A 20,256-nucleotide genomic window follows, 5' to 3' on the forward strand; every position below is an offset into this window, starting at 1 on the left:
CAACCCACCGACATCACAAGAAGACTCCCATCCGCGGTGCGAATCCGGAACGCGGCAGCACGTTCCAGAAAGGTCGCCGCTCGATGGGTTCCATATTGGAATCTCCCTCAACCGATGGAGATGAATCATGAATGTCGATCACGCCAAAACGGCCAACACCGTCAGTACCTTACCCCCGACACAGAGCGATACTCCGCCGCCCCCGACAAGCGAATTGGCCGGATCGTTTGAGAAAGCTCACCAGGCACCGCCGGACGACGCTTCCCTCTCACAAGCAGCGACGGTGGAAATCGCGCGTCCACGAACGACAGACGCGTCTGTCACAGATTTCGATTCCCTGATGCTCACAATCCCCAGCGACACGCAAAAAGCGATGCGACACGTGCTGGAGTTGGTCTGTAGTTGTCACCTCAAGTACGAAGAGTTTTCAGTACCTGATTCTGTCAGGAATACCTTGTGGAAAGAGTTCCAAGAGGCAGTCGTTCGCTGCGAGGGTTACTGGGCAACGGTCCAGCACGAGTACTTTCCTGAGTGGGCGATGATCTTTGTCATCTTTGGCTTCGCGAACAGGCATCTGGGCCCGAATCACAAGCGGACGATGAATCATATCTACGAGCGGGCAAGCGGATACGCATTCAGCGACGCCGCATACGTCGGGCAGCACATCCCCGGCTGGCGGGGCTAAACATGCTGCATCGCCGCCCCCGAGCACCACCGTCAATCAGGTTTGCCTAGAACACGTTCACGCCGCAACCTTGCCTTGCCACCTCACCAGATCGGCCCCTGCCGGGTTCTGATACATGCGCAACCCGAACTCCGGCAGGATGGCCAGCAAGTGATCGAAGACATCGCCTTGCACGCGTTCGTATTCGGCCCAAACGGTCGTGTTCGTGAAGCAATAGAGTTCCACGGGGATGCCGGTCGCCGTCGGTTGCAGCGAACGCACCATGCACGTCATGCCTGCGTGAATGTTCGGATGCGCCTTCAGATAAGCGAGCGCGTACGCCCGGAAGGTGCCGATGTTCGTCAGACGCCGCGTGTTCGCAGGCACGCCCGCCGCATGTCCCAGGGCGGCATTCGCGTCCGCCAGCGAGCGCTGCTTTTCGGACAGATAATCCCCGAGCAAATGCAGCTTCGACAGACGCGCAATCTCCGCCTCGTCGAGAAAGCCGGCGCTGCCCGCATCGATGCATAGCGTGCGCTTGATGCGTCGCCCGCCCGACTGCTGCATGCCGCGCCAGTTTCGGAAGCTCTCCGAAATCAGACGCCACGTCGGAATCGTCGTGATCGTCTTGTCCCAGTTCTGCACCTTGACCGTATGCAACGCGATATCCACCACGTCGCCATCGGCCCCGACCTGCGGCATCTCGATCCAGTCACCCACACGCAGCATGTCGTTCGACGTGAGTTGCACGCTGGCGACGAACGACATGATCGTGTCCTTGAATACCAGCAACAGCACCGCCGACATCGCGCCCAGGCCGGAGAGCAGCAGCCACGGCGAACGGTCGACGATCGCTGCGACGATACCAATCGACGCCACCACGTAAAGTGCGATCTTGCCGAGCTGGACGTACCCCTTGATCGAGCGCGTGCGCGCGTGCTCCGACATCGCGTAGACGGTCTGCGCGGCGTCGAGAATGCCCGCGATCGCGAGCGCGGCGTAGAGCAGCGTCGCGGCAAGCGCCACATTGACGATGACGATCACCGCCTTCGCCGGCAGATCCGGCACCCACTCGATGCCGAACTGAATGACGACGTACGGCAAAATGCGCGCCGCCCGGTGGAAAACGCGATGCGCGAACAACGCATCGTCCCAGCGATTCGCCGTTCTCCGCACCACGATGCGTACGACCCGCACGATCACGAATTGCGCCACTGCCTGCACCAGCGCGGCCACTGCAATCAGCATCGCCAACGATCCGGCCATGCGTGCCCACGGCGCATTGTCGAACCACGCTATCACTGCTTCCCACGTCATCCCGCCACTCCTTGTCTTGCTGTTTTCTTCGCTTGTTCAATGGTGCCATTCGTCGATTTGTCGGCATCGCCCTCGCCTTCAGCGAAACGCGCCACCGGCAAACGCAAAATGACGGCCGCTTTTGGCCGTCATCCTTGGATACTTCAGCAGGCGTTCGCTCCCGCCCGCCTCCGAAACTCATGCGACGCTCCCTTATTCAGGAACGTGCGACATCGCACCGCGTCCAGCGCTTACACCGAAGCGCCGAACGGCACGCTTGCCACCACATTGGGCGCGCCCGGCAGCGACGGCGTAATGATCGTGCCGCCACCATTGCCGCGCGACTTGCCCGAACTCAGATAGTCGGCGATGGAGTCTTGCGTGACCTCGCCGAGGTACTGATTGTCGTCGCCCAGCACTGGCAGGGATGCCAGATTGTGTTCGTACATGCGCGAGAGCAGCACCCGCAGGTTGTCGCCCGCCACCGCCGACGCCTTGAAGTCCCGCACGCGCTCGCCACACGTGCCCTGTGCGTGCCGCGTGTCCCGGCGTGCAATGTAACCCAATGCACGCGCGCTCTCGTCGACCACCACCAGCGAGCGCGTATCGAGTTCATCCATCATGCCGTAGGCTTCGGCGAGCGTCGTCTGCGGCTTGACGGTCGGTTGCGGCGTGGCGGCGTCTTCGGCGCGCACGAGCAACAGGCGTTTGAGAATTCGGTCATGTCCCACGAAGCTTGCGACGAATTCGTCGACCGGTCGCGCAAGCAGCGCATCCGGTTGTGCGTACTGCACGAGACTCCCCTGACGGAAGATCGCGATGCGGTCCGCCAGCTTGATCGCCTCGTCGATATCGTGACTGACCATAATGACGGTCTTGCCCAACTGACGCTGCATTTGCAGAAACTCGTTCTGGATCGATTCGCGGTTGATCGGATCGACGGCACCGAACGGCTCATCCATCAGCAGCACGGGCGGATCTGCCGCCAGCGCCCGGATCACACCGATACGTTGCTGTTGCCCCCCGAGAGTTCGCGCGGATAGCGCGACAGGTAACGCTTCGGATCGAGTGCGACCATGGCCATCAGTTCCGTGGCACGCTCGCGGCAGCGCTTCTTGTCCCAACCGAGCAGACGCGGCACCACGGTAATGTTCTCCTCGATGGTCATGTTCGGGAACAGACCGATCTGCTGGATCACATAGCCGATGTGGCGGCGCAGTTCGATTTCATTGATCTTGTCGGTGTCTTCGCCGTTGAGCAGGATGTGCCCGGAGGTCGGCTTGATCAACCGGTTGATCATCTTGAGCGTGGTCGTCTTTCCGCAGCCCGACGGGCCGAGGAAGACGCAGATTTCGCCCGGCGGCACTTCGAGGCTGACCGAATTCACGGCGGTCACACGCGTACCGTCCTTCTGGACGAAGCTTTTGGTGAGATTGTCGAGTTTGATCATACGGTTCGGATTCCTTTCGGTGTCAGCACGCGCTGCAGGCGGTGCAACAGGGTGTCGGCGACGATGGCGAGCAGACTCACCATGACCGCACCCACGACAAGCTGCCGGGTATCGCTCTGGCTGATCCCCTGGGTGATCAACACCCCGAGACCGCCTGCCCCGACGATGGCACCAATGGCCATCACGCCAATATTCATCACGACGGCAGTGCGCACGCCGCCCAGCACCACCGGCACGGCCAGCGGCAATTCAACCAGGCGCAGACGCTGCCAGAACGTCATGCCAATACCAATCCCCGCTTCGCGAATGCTCGGATCGATCTGACGCAGCGCGAGGCTCGTGTTGCGCATGATCGGCAGCAGCGAATACAGGAAAACGGCGGCCACCGCCGGCGCAGGGCCGATCCCCATGCCGTAGACGGACAGTGCGGGGATCATCAGGCCGAACAGGGCGATCGACGGGATCGTGAGCACGACCGTCGCCAGACCCAGCACGGCGCCGGACAGCCAGCGAAAACGCGTGACCAGCACGCCCAGGGGCACGCCGACCACAATGGCCGCGCCAACCGAGGCGGCCACCAGCCACGCGTGCTGACCGGTGAGGGTCAGAATGCGGTGCCAGTTGTGCGTCAAAAATTCAATCATGGGACTCCTCAATCGGTAACTATCGGGAGCAGCAACGCGCGATGTACGCTTACTGCACCAATCCTTCCTGCTTGAGGAAGTCGCTCGCCACACGCGACACCGCGCGATGGTCGATATCGACCTTGGCGTTCATGTCGCGCATGTTTTCGTCGTTGATCTTCGCGCTGAGCGCGTTCAGTTCGTCGGCGAGCTTCGGATTCGCGTCGAGCACTTCCTTGCGCACCACGGGCGTGGCGGCGTAAGCGGGGAAGAAGCCCTTGTCGTCGGCCAGCACTTTCAGATCGAAGCCCTTGTTGCGGCCATCGCTGGTGTAGACGAGACCGGCGTCGATCTGTTCGTTCTTGAGGGCTGTGTAGACGAGGCCCGGGTCCATCTGTTTGATGTTGCGGCGTGCGAGATGGAAGTCGTAGAGTTGTTCCATCGGTTCCAGACCGTCCGAACGACCGACGAACTCCATGTCGAATGCGAACTGCATATCCGGATTCGACCGGAATTTTTCGATGAGCTGCGACACCGTCTCGATACCTTCTTCACGCGCCATCTTGCCCGGCATGGCGAACGCATACGTGTTGTTCAGCGCAGCGGGATTCAGCCAGACGAGACCGATCTTGCCGTCGAGTTCCCTGACCCGCTCGTAAGTCTGTTGTGGATCGAGTTTTTCGGTCACCTTGTTGTAGACGATGAGCGACGTACCGGTGTACTCCCAGACCACGTCGAGCTGATTGCTCTCCATGCCCTGACGCATCACCACACTGCCGAGGCCGTTCTTCAGTTCGACGTCATACCCTTTGCTGCGCAGGTACTGCGCCGTCATCTCCGAGAGAATCAACTGTTCGGTGAAGTTCTTACCGCCGATGGTAAGCGTGGTGGCCTGCGCGGTAGCGCTCGTCGCCATCACGCCCAGCGCGACGGCAACAATGCTCAGAAGACGAAGCGCGCGCGCCGTGAGCGTACGAGAAAACGAAACTTGCATACGTAGGGGTCTCCTATGTTTCAGCGCGCGGGCGTGCCGTGACGCGCGAACCAGAGCCCGCTGGCGAAGGCGACGATGCCGTCGAGCACCAGCGCGAGCAGCGCAGTGCCGGCCGCGCCGAGCAGCAGCTTGGTCTGGTCGTTCAGATAGATGCCGGGGAAGATCAGTTGTCCCAGACTGTCCGCGCCGATCAGGAAAGCGAGCGGCGCAGTGCCGACGTTGATCGCGAGCGCGGTGCGAACGCCGCCGATGATGACCGGCATGGCGTTGGGCAGATCGACGCGAAACAGCACCTGCGCCGGTGTCATGCCCATGCCGCGCGCCGACTCCCGCAATGCGGGCGGCACCTGCCGAAGGCCTTCGTACGCGTTACGCACGATGGGCAGCAGCGAAGCCAGCCACAGCGCCAGAATCGCCGGACGGTCGCCGATACCGAGCACCGCCATCGACAACGCCAGCACGGCGAGCGACGGCAGCGTGTTGCCGATGTTGAAGATCTGCACCGCGCGCTCGGCATGTTTCGCGAACATCGGACGCGAGATCAGCACGCCCGCAGGCACGCCGACCAGAATGGCCAATGTCATCGAAATCGCCACGAGCTTGAGATGCTGCTGGGTGTAATACACCAGGTCGCCCCGGTACTTGACGAGCGAATCCACGCCCAGCCAATACACCAGACCGGTGACTGCGGCGGCAACACCGAGCAGTCCGAAGCCGGCCAGATAGAGAATGCGATACTGCTTCGCCACGTTCATGCTCCCTTTGAATGGGTTGGCAGCGCTGCGCGCGCGGCAATAGCTATCGCCCCACGTGACAACGCGGTCAATCAAGCATGACAACTGTTAGCTGCCTTGCGAATTGTGGTGTGTTCGATCCGAAGGTCTGTGAAAGACAACGGTGACGAACGAGGCGTCGCGAAATGCGACATGAGAGACGAGCTTTCGACGCCGTGGGCGCCTGGGCCTCTCGATACACGCTTATTGAAAGCGCGCGAAAGTTTTACTGCACAGACTCATTGCGTGATGTAACGGACGCCGGCGCAACGAGGAACACCGGCAACGCTTTTGTTTCTATGGGCCAACCGCAGCGATTGGCTTTTTTTATTCTAGTACAGATAGTGCGTCGATGCCAACCCGTAGCACGTTTTTAGTCATTAATCCGGCGTATTTACACGCAATTACACCATACATTTCTCATATGAATCGCAGTCCTGAATAATTGCGTGCGCTCGAATCCACCGTCATCACTGGCGTTGCGGCGAATTGAAAAGGTGCGAAGAAAATGCATTTTTACAACGTCCCGAAATCTGCAATTTCAATGTTTCGCACAGCGGATCGATGTGTCGCAGCGATTTATTTTCCGGGACGCGAAGCGAGCGAATTCGGGTACGGCAAGCGACGTGCCGATCGGCCGGAATCCGCATGTTATCTGGCCTTCAAAGGGAAATTAGAGTACCGCTCCGGAAACCAGTGCCAACCCGGAAAAACTCGTGTATTCTCCGAGGTTTATCTTAGTTTTCAATCATTTAGCGCAAAATCGGGGAAACGCAACGGGAACGCGAGACAACGATCTTGCGACAGTTTGCGGGCGCGGTGATTGAACGGTAGGAAAGCGATCGTGCGCGGGCACGAGGTCGTTGAATGGCGAATAACAACTATGAAAAGTACCATCAGCCGTACCGAACAGGGCAATCGCGTCGCCGCGACCACCATTTTGGCTGCGTGCGCCGCACTCACGCTTGCCGGATTCCTCGCGCGCACGCTCGAAGGCACCGTCAATCCGTTACTGACCTTCTTTCTCGTCTCGGCAGGCGGCATTCTCAATCTGTCGACGGCGTGTCTGCTGGGCGTTCAATATCTCTACAACGGTAAGCGCTATTTTGCGCAGTTCGGATGCGCGTTTCTGCTGCGCGGACTGTTCATGTTCACCGAAGGCGTGTTGCTCGCGAATCAGCTTGCGGGCATTTCGACACATGTCACCCGCGCACCGTTCTGGCTCTGGCTCGTTGCCGAAGCGAGCTTCGCTGCTTATGTGATGCTCAGCGTGCGCAGCTACTCGCGCACACGCATGGATCCGCACACGCGCCCCGGCTACTCAGAGGCTGCGCGTTACGGTGCGACGGTCCTCATCATCTGGGTGACGGTTTCGCTGTCGATCGTGGGCGCGGGACGCACGCTCGTCACACCGCATCTGACCGGTGGCATCGACATCGAAACGATTGCGCTGAGCGCGCTCTTCATCGCCTACATCGCATTGTGGTGGCGTATCGCGGCCGTCACGCGCCTGTCACACAAGCTGTTCCTGCTAGTGTGGGTCGTGGTCTCGATCTCGCTGTGTCAGTTGCTGCTCTCGCTCACGGCACCGAGCGAGGCGTCGTATCAATGGTATGCGGCGCGCTTGCTTGCGCTGGCGTCGCCGGGTGTTGCCACGCTCGCCCTCGTGTGGGAAATCACGCGGCAGTATCAATCGCTCGCGCTCACCAATACGGATCTCGTGGAGAAGGTCTTCATCGATCCGCTCACGCACATCTATAACCGCCGCTACTTCGACAATCGCATCCGGCTCGTGGCCGAGCGCGTGCAACAGCGTGCGATTCCGCTGTCCGTGCTGCTGATCGACATCGATTTCTTCAAGCAGGTCAACGACCGCTACGGACACCCGTTCGGTGACGCTGTACTGCAACGTATCGCCACAACCATCCAGCATTGCATCCGGCTGCCAAGCGATTTTGCGGTGCGTCTGGGAGGCGAGGAATTTGCGGTGGTCTTGCCCGAGATCGACCAGCACGCTGCGTTACGTGTGGCCGACCGGATTCGCGAGTCCGTCAAGCGCGCAAGCACGGATCTGCTGCCGCAAGCGGCGCGCGATGAAGGCGAGGCGATCACCATCAGCGTGGGCATTGCCTCATGGCAACCGGGCGAACCGCTCGTGATCAGCGCAATGCTCGATCAGGCGGACAAGGCGCTGTATCAAGCGAAACACAAGGGACGGGATCAAAGCGTGATGGGGCAGATGGCGGCGTGATGGCGGTGTGGGCGGCGCGACGTTTTGGCCGCTGCGTAATGCCACCGGACGTCGCGAACGGCATCAATGCCCGCCGACGGGCGGCGACGTTGCCGGTCCTTTGAGCTCCACGGTGTTGCCGTCCGGATCGCTGAGATAGCAGGACGGCCCTTCCCCGTGCGCACCGTAGCGTTGCACCACGTCGCCCAAGGTCACGCCGTGCGACGCCAGTCCTTTGCGAATGGCGTCATCATCGAACGGTTCGACGCGCAGACAAAAGTGATCGAGATTGTGTCCTTCCGGACCGGGTGCGACACCGCCCTGACGGCCGATCGTGCCAGCGACGTCGACCAGATCGATCAACGCGTCGCCAGCACGCAGTTGCACCAGTCCGATGTCGTCCTGAACTTTCTCCAGCGTGCAGCCCAGCACCTCGATGTAGAAGTGCCGCAAGCGTGCCACATCGTTGGTCCGCAACACCACGTGATCGAGCGCGACGAACGGAATCTTCATCGCGCCCCCATCAGGCGCTTAGCGCATAGCGACGCCGCTTCTCGACCTTCGTCTCGTGCGTCATCTCGCTGCGGCCGTCTTCGAACACCGTCTCCAGCCGCACGGTAAAGCCCCACAGACGCGCCACATGCTTGAGCACTTCTTCGAAGCTGTCGTCGAGCGGTTTGCGTTCGCTTTGCACGTGCCGCAACGTCAGCGAACGGTCGCCATGCAGATCGACGTGCGCCACCTGAATGTTCGGCTCAAGCTGGCTGAGGTTGTACTGCTGCGCCAGCATCTCGCGGATCTCGCGATAGCCCGAGTCGTTGTGAATCGCCGTCACACGCAAACGGCTGTCGCGATCGTCGTCAAGGACGGAGAACAACTTCAGATCGCGAATCACCTTGGGCGAGAGGAACTGCTGAATGAAACTCTCGTCCTTGAAATTGCGCATGGCGAAGTCGAGCGTCGTCAGCCAATCGGAGCCAGCGATATCCGGGGCCCACTGGCGGTCCTCGTCGGTCGGGTCCTCGCACATGCGACGGATGTCCTGGAACATCGCGAAGCCCAGCGCGTACGGATTCAGACCGCTGTAGTACGGGCTGTCGAACGACGGCTGATAGACGACGTTCGTATGCGCGTGCAGGAACTCCATCATGAAGGCGTCGTTGACGAGCTTCTCCTTGTAGAGTTGCTGGAGGATCGTGTAGTGCCAGAACGTCGCCCAGCCTTCGTTCATGACTTTGGTCTGACGTTGCGGATAGAAGTACTGCGCGAGCTTGCGTACGATGCGCACGATCTCGCGCTGCCACGGCGCCAGTTTCGGCGCGTTCTTCTCGAAGAAATACAGCAGGTTTTCCTGCGGTTCGCCCGGGAAGGGAGGCTCGTCCGATTCGGTGGGATCGAGGCCGTCGTCCTCATCGTCGTCATGCAGGGCGTGATTGGGCAACGTGCGCCACAGATCGTTGATCTGCAGCTGCAGATAATTCTCGCGCTCCTTTTGTCTCGCCTGCTCCTGCGCGAGCGACAGACGTTTCGGCCGCTTGTACCGGTCCACGCCGTAGTTCATCAATGCGTGGCACGAGTCGAGCAGCAACTCCACGGATTGTTCGCCGTAACGCTGTTCGCACTCGGTGATGTAGTTGCGCGCAAACAGCAGGTAATCGACGATGGCGTCGGCGCTGGTCCACGTGCGAAACAGATAATTGCCCTTGAAGAACGAGTTATGACCGTAGCTGGCATGCGCGATGGTCAGCGCCTGCATGGTCATGCTGTTCTCCTCCATCAGATACGCGATGCAAGGGTTCGAGTTGATGACGATCTCGTACGCCAGCCCCATCTGCCCGCGCTTGTAGCCACGCTCGGACGACAGGAAGTGCTTGCCGTACGACCAGTGGTGATAGCCGATGGGCAAGCCGACGGTCGCATATGCGTCGAGCATCTGCTCGGCGGTGATGATCTCGATCTGATTCGGGTACGTGTCGAGCTTGAAGCCGGCGGCGATACGCGCGATCTCATGCTCGTATCGCTGAATCAGCTCGAACGTCCATTCCGACCCTGTGGATATATACGCCATGACGCGCCCTCGTTTCGGTACCGGCTCGGACCGGTATCGGTACGCTAAGAGACGGCTTTCAAGCCGCCTTCTTCTTGAACAAGTCGTGCAGCACCGGATAGATTTCGGCCGCCTCCATGATGCGTTGCATCGCGAAGTTCGAGTGCTGCTGCTTGACCGACAGGTACTCGTTCCACAGGTTCTGCGGCTCTGCGCTCGCCACCTCCACGTAGGCGAAGTACTGGACGGCCGGCATGATCGACTGCATCAGGATGTCGCGACAGATCGGCGAGTCGCCGTCCCAGTTGTCCCCGTCGGAGACCTGCGCACCGTAGATGTTCCAGTCGCTCGGCGAATACCGGTCCGCGATGACCTCGTTCATCAGCTTCAGTGCGCTGGACACCACCGTCCCGCCCGACTCGCGCGCGTAGAAGAAATCGTCCTCGTTCACTTCCTTCGCCGTGGTGTGGTGACGGATGAGCACGAGATCGATGCGCTCGTAGTTATGCCGCAGGAACAGATACAGCAGCATGAAGAAGCGCTTGGCAAGGTCCTTGCGGCTCTGGTCCATCGAGCCGGACACGTCCATCAGACAGAACATGACGGCCTGCGCTTGCGGGCGCGGCTGCATGACACGGTTCGAATACCGCAGATCGAGTTTCTCGATGTAAGGAATCGCCTCGACGCGCGTACGAAGATGCGTGATTTCGTGCGCGAGCGCCAGGGCTCTGGGCGATGTATCCCCTTCGCGCGAGACGATGTCCGCGTACTCGGCTTCAAGCTCACGGAGCTGCTTGCGATAGGGTGCAGTAAGTGCGATGCGCCGGCCCAGCGAGCTGCGCATCGTGCGAATGACGTTGAGGTTCGACGGCGTACCGTCGATGGAATAGCCCGCACGTACCTTGCGAAACTCGGGAATCTGGGCAAGCCGACGTTTCGCGAGGTCCGGCAACGCCATGTCCTCGAAGAAGAATTTCAGGAATTCCTCTCTGGAGAGGTTGAAGACGAAATCGTCCTCGCCCTCCCCCGAGTCGCTGGCGCGGCTGCCGCCGCCCCCTGCGCCCGATGGCGGACGCTCGAAGTTGTCGCCCACCACGAACTCGCGGTTGCCGGGATGAACCATCTCCCGCCGCCCGCCGGGTCCGTGGTGAAACAACGGCTCCGAAATGTCCTTGACCGGGATCGAGACTTGTCCGCTGCCATCGATATCGGTGATCTTGCGCCCAGACACCGCTTTCGCAACCGCACGACGAATCTGGTCGCGATAGCGTTTGATGAAACGCTGCTGATTGATGGCGCTTTTGTTCTTGCCGTTTTGCCGTCTGTCGATGATTGCTGACATAGTGGCCCCGATTGGTTGCTACGAGGATTTGCGCACGCGCAGATACCATTCCACAAGCAGGCGAACCTGCTTCGGGGTATAGCCCTTTTCCACCATCCGGTTGACGAAGTTGGCGTGCTTTTCCTGATCCTCCTTGGACGACTTCGCGTTGAACGAGATCACCGGCAGCAAATCCTCGGTCGTCGAGAACATGCGTTTCTCGATCACCGCGCGCAGCTTTTCGTAACTCGTCCAGAGCGGATTCTTACCCGCGTTGTTGGCGCGCGCGCGCAGCACGAAGTTGACGATCTCGTTGCGGAAGTCCTTCGGATTGGTAATCCCCGCCGGCTTTTCGACTTTCTCCAGTTCGTCGTTGAGCGCGGTGCGGTCGAGAATTTCGCCGGTATTCGGATCGCGATACTCCTGATCCTGAATCCACAGGTCCGCGAAGTTCACGTAGCGATCGAAGATGTTCTGACCGTACTCCGAGTACGACTCCAGATACGCGGTCTGAATCTCCTTGCCGATGAACTCGACGAACGGTGCCGTCAGATATTCCTTGATATAGGCGAGATAGCGCTTCTCCACTTCTCCCGCATACTGTTCGCGCTCGATCTGTTGTTCGAGCACGTACAACATGTGCACCGGGTTCGCAGCGACTTCCGTGTTATCGAAGTTGAAAACCTTCGAGAGCACCTTGAAGGCGAAGCGCGTGGACATGCCTGTCATCCCTTCGTCCACCCCGGCGTAGTCGCGGTACTCCTGATACGACTTGGCCTTCGGGTCGATGTCCTTGAGGTTCTCACCGTCGTAGACACGGACCTTGGAGAAGATGTTGGAATTCTCGGGCTCTTTCAGACGCGTCAGCACCGCGAACTGGGCAAGCATCTTGAGCACGTTCGGCGCGCGCGGGGCGTTCGCAAGCGAGCTGTTCTTCACGAGCTTCTCGTAAATCTTCACCTCGTCGGTCACGCGCAGGCAGTACGGCACCTTCACGATATAGATACGGTCGAGGAAAGCTTCGTTGTTGCGATTGCCCTTAAAGCTCTGCCACTCTGCTTCGTTCGAGTGAGCAAGCACGATCCCGTCGAACGGAATCGCACCGAACCCTTCCGTGCCTTTGTAGTTGCCTTCCTGTGTAGCGGTCAGCAGCGGGTGGAGCACCTTGATCGGCGCTTTGAACATTTCGACGAATTCGAGCAGGCCGCGGTTGGCCAGGCAGAGGCCACCGGAGTACGAGTAGGCGTCCGGATCGTCCTGCGGAAACTCTTCGAGCTGGCGGATGTCGACCTTACCGACCAGCGACGAAATGTCCTGGTTGTTCTCGTCGCCCGGCTCCGTCTTCGCAATCGCGATCTGCTGCAACACCGACGGACGCACCTTCACGACACGGAACTTGGTAATGTCGCCGTTGAATTCGTTAAGACGCTTGGTGGCCCACGGCGACGGAATCGTATTGAGATACCGCACCGGGATGCCGAAGTCCTCTTCGAGAATCTTGCCGTCTTCCTCTGAGGAGAACAGACCCAGAGGCGACTCGTGCACCGGCGATCCCTTCAGGCAGTAGATGGGAACGTCCTCCATCAACACCTTCAGTTTCTCGGCCAGCGACGACTTGCCGCCGCCCGGGGGTCCGAGCAAATACAGAATCTGTTTGCGCTCTTCGAGGCCCTGCGCCGCGTGTTTGAAGAACGAGACGATTTGCTCGATCGTGTCTTCCATGCCGTAGAAGTCACGGAAGGCAGGATAGATCTTGATGATCTTGTTGGAGAACAGCCGCGAGAGTCGCGGGTCGTGATGCGTGTCGATAAGCTCCGGCTCACCGATGGCGCGCAACATGCGCTCGGCTGCCGTCGCATACGCAGTCGAGTCCTTCTTACAGATCTCCAGATATTCCTGGATGCTGTATTCCTCTTCCCTGCGTGCTTCGAAACGTGTCGTGTAATGGCTAAAAATATCCATATGCCTCACCCCCGCCTCATCGAAATACACCGCGGAAAACACCGCGATACGATGCCCGCTCTGTTGCTTAAGACCCGGATGACTGCACGATGGTTTCGACCTGGCTCACTGCATGCCGGAGCGACTGACGCGAAACCTTTCGCACTGTCCCCTCCCTCACATGAACGACTCAAAATCGGTTTAGGTTGACTTTAAACTTGTCAGTGAAAATTGCAACCGTTAACTCATCATATGCACAAACAAAAAAACTGTCGCTAGATATTTTCCGCAGCGCTAAGCATTCTCGATAACCCGCATGCCGCAAGGGTTTCCGCGTGTTACGCACGCACTCTACGCAATGCGCATGTCGCACGAGATAGGTCAAATTTCGAGCGACTTTTGTAGCCATCCCCCACGCATTGCGCACTCGGGTTTGCCTGCATTAAGAAACGTTTTAGGCGTTCGTTGATTTATTCAGCATTCCTATTTATTTCATAGAATTTCCTGCACCAACGAAATACGTTGCGTGTAATTTTTTTGGGAAAAAAGTGGGCGGCCCGACGACGTCGACGACAGCGAAGACGTGGGCGCGAAGGGGATGCTTTCCGGTCGAAGCGTCGCGGCTGCGCGAAGTCGCGACGGTCGTGCGACGGGCCTGCTCTGGAGCATGCGCGTCGCAGATGGAAAGTCGACTACGGACGGATGTCTTGACGGACTCACCTCCTCCTTGCAAATTGGCGATCTCTGGAATGAAGCGAACAACGTGCCAGACGATCGCGCTCGAAATCCATGTTACGCCCGTTCGCAAAAATCTGCTGCGCGGATATGTAACGCGATGTGACCCTACCTCTACCCGGCACATCTTCGCTCTGGCCCCGGCGTCACCGCGTCAGGAACGATTCGTGCAATAATGCAACTTTGTTGCATTTATTACACAGTTGCAAACTGTGTGCGGGCGTCGCCCCATCTGTCCATGATTCGCTTCTCCGTTTGGCTCTACCGTCTCGCTGGCTGGGAACGCACGGCGCTCACGCTGCTGGTGCTCGTCCCGCTTTGGGCGCTCGTTTACTGGGCGTTGAAAGGGGTCGCCCCGTGATCGGTTGCCAGAATCTCTCGGTCCGGTTCGGACCGAACGTCGCGCTGGAAGACGTGAGCGCCACGTTCGCACCCGGCGTGCTGTCTGCGGTCGTCGGCCCCAACGGCGGCGGCAAAACCACCTTGTTGCGCGCGCTCGCCGGTCTGCAAAAGCCTACGACGGGCAAGATCGTCAGCGACGCCCCGGTGGCCTATCTGTCGCAACGTCCCGAGACCGACCATCGTTTTCCGATGTGTGTTGAAGAATACGTGCTGACCGGTACGTGGCGTCGCACGGGCGACGCCCGTCGCCTCGGCCGCGACGAGTTCGACCGCGCCCTCGATGCCCTCGCCCGCGTCGGCCTCGCCGACAAGCGCACACAAGCGCTGGAATCCCTGTCCGGCGGGCAATGGCAGCGCGCTCGCTTCGCGCGCCTGATCGTCGAAGACGCACCGATCGTTTTGCTGGATGAACCGCTGACCGGCATCGATGTACCGTCGGCGGAACTGTTGCTGGCGTTGCTGGATCAATGGCGCAACGAGGGGCGCACCGTTGTGACCGTGCTCCACGATTTGCCGCTGGTGCTCGAACGCTTCGCGCACGTGGCCGTGATGGCCGGACGTCTGGTCACGTCGGGCACACCGGCGTCTTGCCTTCAGGGCGGGTTTGCGTCGGCGGACGGCGCGACTGGGGGTGCCCATCCGGGGCTTTCCGCAGCAGGCGGCTATACCGCGTTTGCCGCGACGCCGACGTCGATCACCTCTGCGCCGGTCACGTTTCCCGGAGGCCGTCGATGAGCGCGCTGCTCGATCTCGTCGTTGGCCCGTTCGCGGAATTCGACTTCATGCGCCACGCGCTGGTCGGCAGTCTGGCCTTATCGCTGGGTTGCACGCCCGTGGGTGTATTTTTGCTGCTGCGCCGCATGAGCCTGATGGGCGACTCGCTGTCGCACGCGGTGCTGCCGGGTGCGGCGGTTGGCTATCTGATCGGTGGGCTGTCGCTGCCATGGATGGCGGGCGGTGGCATGATCGCGGGGCTGCTCGTGGCGTTGCTCGCCGGTCTGTCGAGCCGCCGTACGCGGCTGGATGAGGGTGCATCGTTCGCGGGCTTCTATTTGCTGGCGCTCGCGGGCGGTGTGGTCATCGTGTCGAAGTGGGGCAATAGCGTCGACCTGATGAACCTGCTGTTCGGGTCGGTACTGGCGGTGGACGACCCCTCGCTGATACTCGTGGCGGCCATCACGACCGTCACGCTGCTATGGTTTGGCTGGCACTATCGCGGTCTGGTGCTCGACAGTGCCGATCCGACCTTTCTCGGCCAGGGCCAGGGCAAGAGCGTGATGCGCTACCACCTGGGCTTTACCGTGCTGACGGTCATGAACCTCGTCTCCGGTTTCCAGGCGATGGGCACGCTCATGGCCGTGGGACTGATGATGCTGCCGGCGGCCACTGCCCGGCTCGTCTCCCGCACACTGCCCGGCATGCTGCTCACCGCGTGGCTGGTGGCCAGCGCGTCGAGCGTGATCGGGTTGCTGCTTTCGTACTATCTGGCTTGCCCCTCCGGGCCGGCCATCGTTTTGACGGCAGGCGTCGCCTATCTGGGCGCGCTGCTAGTTTCGCCTGGCGGTGCCGGCACGGCCAAGGCGTCTGCGCTTTAAGAGAGGAAAACATGTTTGGATTGGGTCTTGGGGGCAGCAACGCGTCACGCAGCAAATCATCGCTCGGCGCGGGTCCCTTTGCAGTTTTCGCTGTAGTTTTTGCGCTTTTCCTCGCCTTCGCCAGCCCGGCGCGTGCGCAGGACACACGCCTGCCCGTCAGTGCCAGCTTCAGCATCCTGTCCGACATCGTGAAAGCCGTCGGCGGCGACCGCGTGGACGTCACCACGCTCGTCGGCCCCGATCAGGACACGCACACCTATGAGCCGACCCCGGCGGACGTCGCCAAACTCTCGGGCACCAAGCTGTTCTTCGTGAACGGTCTGGGCTTCGAAGGCTGGCTGCCCCGCCTGATGAAGTCGAGCCACTACCCCGGCGAGCTGGTCACGGTCACGAAGGGTCTCAAAGCCCGAACGATGGTCGACGACGGCAAGACGGTGACCGATCCGCATATGTTTCAGGATCCCGAGCGCGTGAAGACGATGGCGGACAACATCGCCGCCGCCCTCTCGAAGGCCGACCCGGCAGGCGCGAATTACTATGCGGATCGCGCCAGGAACTATCGCGGCGCGCTCGACGACCTGATCGTCTGGGCCAACAAGCAACTGGCCCCGATTCCGCCGTCGCGCCGCGTGGTGCTGACCTCGCATGACGCCTTCGGCTATCTCGGCCAGCGTTTCGGCATCAAGTTCCTCGCCCCGGAAGGCGTGTCGACGGAAAGCGAAGCCAGCGCCAAGGACGTCGCCAACCTGATCCGCGTGATCCGCCGCACGGGCATCAAGGCCGTCTTCATGGAAAACATCTCCAATCCGCGTCTGGTGCAACGCATTGCGCACGACGCGAAGGTGACCGTGGACGGCAAGCTGTACTCCGACGCCCTGTCGAAGAACCCGGAAGCGACGACCTACCTTCAGTTGTTCCAGTACAACATCCGGGCGCTCGCCGCGGCGATGAAGGACAACCGGTAATCCCTCCGGCGCTGCCACGCTCCCCCTCGGTGCACGCGGTATAATGCGTGCACCACACACCGGCCCCGCTACGGAGGTCCGGACAGGCCGGCCATGCCGGCTTTTGCGTTTGGGTCGTCACTTTTGGTCGTCACATTTCTCGCACGACCGAAGACTGACCTTCTGAACCCCTGAAACATCCGGCAACGGACAAATACGGACGCCCCCAGGTTAATCACTGCGAACGGCGCACACTCAATGGCAAAGAAGATTTACATCAAGACGTTCGGCTGTCAGATGAACGAGTACGACTCCGACAAGATGGCGGACGTACTTGGCGCAGCCGAAGGTCTCGAGAAGACCGACACTCCCGAAGACGCCGACGTCATCCTCTTCAACACCTGCTCCGTGCGCGAAAAGGCACAGGAAAAGGTGTTCTCGGATCTGGGCCGCATGCGCGCCCTCAAGGAAATCAAGCCGGATCTGGTGATCGGTGTCGGCGGTTGCGTCGCCAGCCAGGAAGGCGCGGCCATCGTGCAACGCGCCCCGTACGTGGACGTCGTGTTCGGCCCGCAAACGCTGCACCGCCTGCCGCAGATGCTCGAAGCACGCCGCTCGACCGGTCGTTCGCAAGTCGACATCTCCTTCCCCGAAATCGAGAAGTTCGATCACCTGCCGCCCGCCAAGGTCGAGGGTGCTACGGCGTTCGTTTCGATCATGGAAGGCTGCTCGAAGTATTGCAGCTACTGCGTGGTGCCTTACACGCGCGGCGACGAAGTCTCGCGCCCGTTCGAAGACGTGCTCACCGAAATCGCCGGACTGGCCGAACAAGGCGTGCGTGAAATCACGCTGCTGGGCCAGAACGTGAACGCGTATCGCGGTCTGATGGCCGACGGCGAGATCGCCGACTTTGCGCTGCTCATCGAGTATGTGGCGGAAGTGCCGGGCATCGAGCGCATTCGTTACACGACGAGCCACCCGAAGGAATTCACGCAGCGTCTGATCGACACCTACGCCAAGGTGCCCAAGCTCGTGAGCCACCTGCACCTGCCGGTGCAGCACGGCGCCGACCGCTTGCTGTCTGCCATGAAGCGCGGCTACACGGTGCTGGAGTACAAGTCGATCATCCGTCGTCTGCGTCAGGTGCGCCCGGACATGTCGATGTCGTCGGACTTCATCGTCGGCTTCCCCGGCGAAACGGAAGAGGATTTCGACAAGCTCATGGCGATGATTCACGAGATCGGCTACGACACCAGCTTCTCGTTCATCTACAGCCCGCGCCCCGGCACGCCCGCCGCGAACTTGCAGGACGACACGCCGCGCGAAGTGAAGCTGCGCCGTCTGCAACACTTGCAGGCCGTGATCGAAGAGAACGCTGCACGCATCAGCCAGAGCATGGTCGGCTCGCGTCAGCGTATTCTTGTCGAAGGCGTGTCGCGCAAGGACCCGAACGAGCTGCAAGGCCGCACCGAGAACAACCGCGTGGTCAACTTCCCGGCCCCCGAGGCACAGCGTGCCGCGCTGATCGGGCAGATGACCGACGTTGTGATCACCTTCGCCTACCCGCACTCGCTGCGCGGCGAACTGGTCACGACGCACTGAACGACGCAGCGAACATCGAACGACCTGAACAGGCAACCGACCGGATTATCTTGAAAGCACCCGTCCAAGAATTCACCGCCCCGCGCGACGACAATCGCCGTCTGGCCAATCTCTGCGGCCCGCTCGACGAGAACCTGCGTCAGATCGAGCAGGCGCTCGACGTCTCGATCACCCGCCGCGGCCATCGCTTCTCGGTTCGCGGCAAGAGCGCCGCCGTCGCCACGCAAGCCCTCGAGAGTTTCTACAATCGCGCCACCGAAGCACTGTCCGTCGACGATATTCAGTTGGGTCTCGTGGAGACGCGCCAGGGCCTCGCACCCACCGTGCGTCATGGCGACGACAATCCGTTTGCCGCTGGGGAGACAGAAGACGGCTCGCCCGTGCTGCACACGCGCCGCAGCGACCTCCACGGCCGCACGCCCGCGCAGCGCGATTATCTGAAGCAGATCCTGTCGCACGACGTGACGTTCGGTATTGGCCCGGCCGGTACCGGCAAGACGTATCTCGCGGTGGCCTGCGCCGTTGATGCCCTTGAGCGCGACGCGGTCAAACGCATCGTGCTCACGCGCCCGGCGGTGGAAGCGGGCGAGCGTCTGGGTTTCCTGCCAGGCGATCTCGCACAGAAAGTCGATCCGTATCTGCGCCCGCTGTACGACGCGCTCTACGATCTGCTTGGCTTCGACAAGACGCAGAAGTACTTTGAGAAGCAGATGATCGAAATCGCGCCGCTCGCCTACATGCGCGGCCGCACGCTCAACCATGCATTCATCATTCTGGACGAGGCGCAGAACACCACGCCCGAGCAGATGAAGATGTTCCTCACGCGTATCGGCTTCGGCAGCAAGGCTGTCGTGACCGGCGACACCACGCAGGTCGACTTGCCACGCGGCCAGAAGAGCGGCCTGATGGAAGCGCAGGTGATTCTGAAAAACGTGCGCGGTATCGCCATGACCCGCTTTACCAGCGTCGACGTCGTGCGTCACCCGCTGGTCGCGCGCATCGTCGAAGCGTACGACGAGCATGCGCAGCATCTGGAAGCCGGGCTGGACCTGCCTGCGTCGGAACAAGGGCGCGAGCGCGGCGCCCGTGGGCCACGTGCTGCCGGAGGCAAGGCATGAGCGAGCGGGCCGTGCGCCACGCGCTCACGCTGACGAGCCAGTTCGTCGCGGGTCCGGCGTTCGCGTCGCACAAAGCGCTGCTCACGCGCACTGCGGTACGTCGCTGGGTGCAGGCCGCGCTGCTGGCCGACGCCGAGTTGACGCTGCGCTTCGTCGACGCCGACGAAGGCCAGACGCTCAATCGCGGCTATCGCGGCAAGGACTACGCCACGAACGTGCTGACGTTCGCCTACGCACAGGACGAAAGCGATCCGGTGACCGGCGACATCGTGCTGTGCTGCCCGGTGGTCGAGCGCGAAGCGAACGAGCAGGGTATTGCACTCGAAGCGCATTACGCGCACCTGATCGTGCACGGCGTGCTCCACGCGCAGGGCTACGATCACGAAGAAGACGACGAAGCGCAGGAGATGGAAGACCTGGAGACGGAGATTCTCGCCGGATTGGGCTATGCCGATCCCTACGCATCCGAGAAGTCGCCTTCCAAAAAATCCACCTCCCGCCGCACCTGACCGAGACCCGAC

General features: G+C 60.8%; 17 protein-coding genes and 1 pseudogene. 9 read left to right on the forward strand and 9 right to left on the reverse strand.

Going from position 1 to position 20,256, the window contains the following annotated elements:
- Positions 1–127 precede the first annotated feature (127 nt).
- A complete protein-coding gene (locus tag NA29_RS25890; protein WP_039393113.1) occupies positions 128–685 on the forward strand; it encodes a hypothetical protein in 558 nt (185 codons plus the stop codon).
- Positions 686–742: 57 nt separating this feature from the next.
- Here the strand turns inward: NA29_RS25890 and NA29_RS21840 are convergent, their stop codons facing one another.
- From NA29_RS21840 to NA29_RS21860, 5 genes and pseudogenes are all read right to left on the reverse strand, one after another.
- On the reverse strand, positions 743–1,981 hold the full coding sequence (locus NA29_RS21840; protein ID WP_052252308.1) for a mechanosensitive ion channel family protein: 1,239 nt from the start codon (positions 1,979–1,981) through the stop codon (positions 743–745).
- Between the two features lie 230 nt (positions 1,982–2,211).
- Positions 2,212–3,410, reverse strand: a pseudogene (locus tag NA29_RS21845) (osmoprotectant ABC transporter ATP-binding protein OsmV).
- Positions 3,407–4,054 carry an ABC transporter permease gene (locus tag NA29_RS21850; protein WP_039393117.1) on the reverse strand — a complete coding sequence of 216 codons (648 nt, stop codon included), beginning with the start codon at positions 4,052–4,054 and terminating at the stop codon, positions 3,407–3,409. The pseudogene NA29_RS21845 and the gene NA29_RS21850 overlap by 4 nt, the downstream one beginning before the upstream one ends.
- A gap of 49 nt (positions 4,055–4,103) precedes the next feature.
- Positions 4,104–5,027: a glycine betaine ABC transporter substrate-binding protein gene (locus NA29_RS21855; protein WP_039393119.1), complete on the reverse strand. Its 924-nt coding sequence runs from the start codon at positions 5,025–5,027 to the stop codon at positions 4,104–4,106.
- Positions 5,028–5,047: 20 nt separating this feature from the next.
- The gene (locus NA29_RS21860) at positions 5,048–5,782 is read right to left on the reverse strand and encodes an ABC transporter permease (protein WP_046289789.1); all 735 of its coding nucleotides are present in this window, start codon (positions 5,780–5,782) and stop codon (positions 5,048–5,050) included.
- A gap of 901 nt (positions 5,783–6,683) precedes the next feature.
- Between NA29_RS21860 and NA29_RS21865 the strand changes: the two genes are divergently transcribed.
- A complete protein-coding gene (locus NA29_RS21865) occupies positions 6,684–8,051 on the forward strand; it encodes a GGDEF domain-containing protein (protein ID WP_039393121.1) in 1,368 nt (455 codons plus the stop codon).
- 63 nt (positions 8,052–8,114) lie between these two features.
- Here NA29_RS21865 and NA29_RS21870 read toward each other — a convergent pair whose 3' ends face one another.
- Genes NA29_RS21870 through NA29_RS21885 form a run of 4 tightly spaced genes read right to left on the reverse strand, consistent with a single transcriptional unit; the run spans position 8,115 to position 13,360 of the window.
- Complete coding sequence (locus NA29_RS21870) at positions 8,115–8,543, reverse strand: VOC family protein (RefSeq protein WP_039393123.1); 429 nt, start codon at positions 8,541–8,543, stop codon at positions 8,115–8,117.
- Positions 8,544–8,553: 10 nt separating this feature from the next.
- On the reverse strand, positions 8,554–10,098 hold the full coding sequence (locus NA29_RS21875; protein WP_039393125.1) for a SpoVR family protein: 1,545 nt from the start codon (positions 10,096–10,098) through the stop codon (positions 8,554–8,556).
- A 58-nt stretch (positions 10,099–10,156) separates the two neighbouring features.
- Entirely contained in the window at positions 10,157–11,419 is a 1,263-nt protein-coding gene (locus NA29_RS21880; protein WP_039393127.1) for a YeaH/YhbH family protein, read from the reverse strand.
- A gap of 18 nt (positions 11,420–11,437) precedes the next feature.
- Complete coding sequence (locus NA29_RS21885) at positions 11,438–13,360, reverse strand: PrkA family serine protein kinase (RefSeq protein WP_039401391.1); 1,923 nt, start codon at positions 13,358–13,360, stop codon at positions 11,438–11,440.
- Positions 13,361–14,312: 952 nt separating this feature from the next.
- Here NA29_RS21885 and NA29_RS26405 point away from each other — a divergent pair.
- The 7 genes from NA29_RS26405 to ybeY all read left to right on the forward strand — a co-directional run bounded on the left by NA29_RS26405 (position 14,313) and on the right by ybeY (position 20,244).
- The gene (locus tag NA29_RS26405; RefSeq protein ID WP_257125706.1) at positions 14,313–14,435 is read left to right on the forward strand and encodes a hypothetical protein; all 123 of its coding nucleotides are present in this window, start codon (positions 14,313–14,315) and stop codon (positions 14,433–14,435) included.
- Entirely contained in the window at positions 14,432–15,211 is a 780-nt protein-coding gene (locus NA29_RS21890; RefSeq protein WP_052252309.1) for a metal ABC transporter ATP-binding protein, read from the forward strand. The genes NA29_RS26405 and NA29_RS21890 overlap by 4 nt, the downstream gene beginning before the upstream one ends.
- Entirely contained in the window at positions 15,208–16,071 is an 864-nt protein-coding gene (locus NA29_RS21895) for a metal ABC transporter permease (RefSeq protein WP_039393131.1), read from the forward strand. The genes NA29_RS21890 and NA29_RS21895 overlap by 4 nt, the downstream gene beginning before the upstream one ends.
- A gap of 11 nt (positions 16,072–16,082) precedes the next feature.
- Complete coding sequence (locus tag NA29_RS21900; protein WP_039393133.1) at positions 16,083–17,036, forward strand: metal ABC transporter substrate-binding protein; 954 nt, start codon at positions 16,083–16,085, stop codon at positions 17,034–17,036.
- Positions 17,037–17,273: 237 nt separating this feature from the next.
- Positions 17,274–18,617, forward strand: coding sequence for a tRNA (N6-isopentenyl adenosine(37)-C2)-methylthiotransferase MiaB (gene miaB, locus NA29_RS21905; protein ID WP_039393136.1), 1,344 nt, complete (start codon positions 17,274–17,276; stop codon positions 18,615–18,617).
- Between the two features lie 50 nt (positions 18,618–18,667).
- On the forward strand, positions 18,668–19,735 hold the full coding sequence (locus tag NA29_RS21910) for a PhoH family protein (RefSeq protein ID WP_084104032.1): 1,068 nt from the start codon (positions 18,668–18,670) through the stop codon (positions 19,733–19,735).
- A complete protein-coding gene (gene ybeY, locus NA29_RS21915; protein WP_039393138.1) occupies positions 19,732–20,244 on the forward strand; it encodes an rRNA maturation RNase YbeY in 513 nt (170 codons plus the stop codon). Before NA29_RS21910 ends, ybeY begins: the two co-directional genes overlap by 4 nt.
- Positions 20,245–20,256: the final 12 nt, after the last annotated feature.

The organism is Pandoraea sputorum, assembly GCF_000814845.2.
GTDB lineage: Bacteria > Pseudomonadota > Gammaproteobacteria > Burkholderiales > Burkholderiaceae > Pandoraea > Pandoraea sputorum.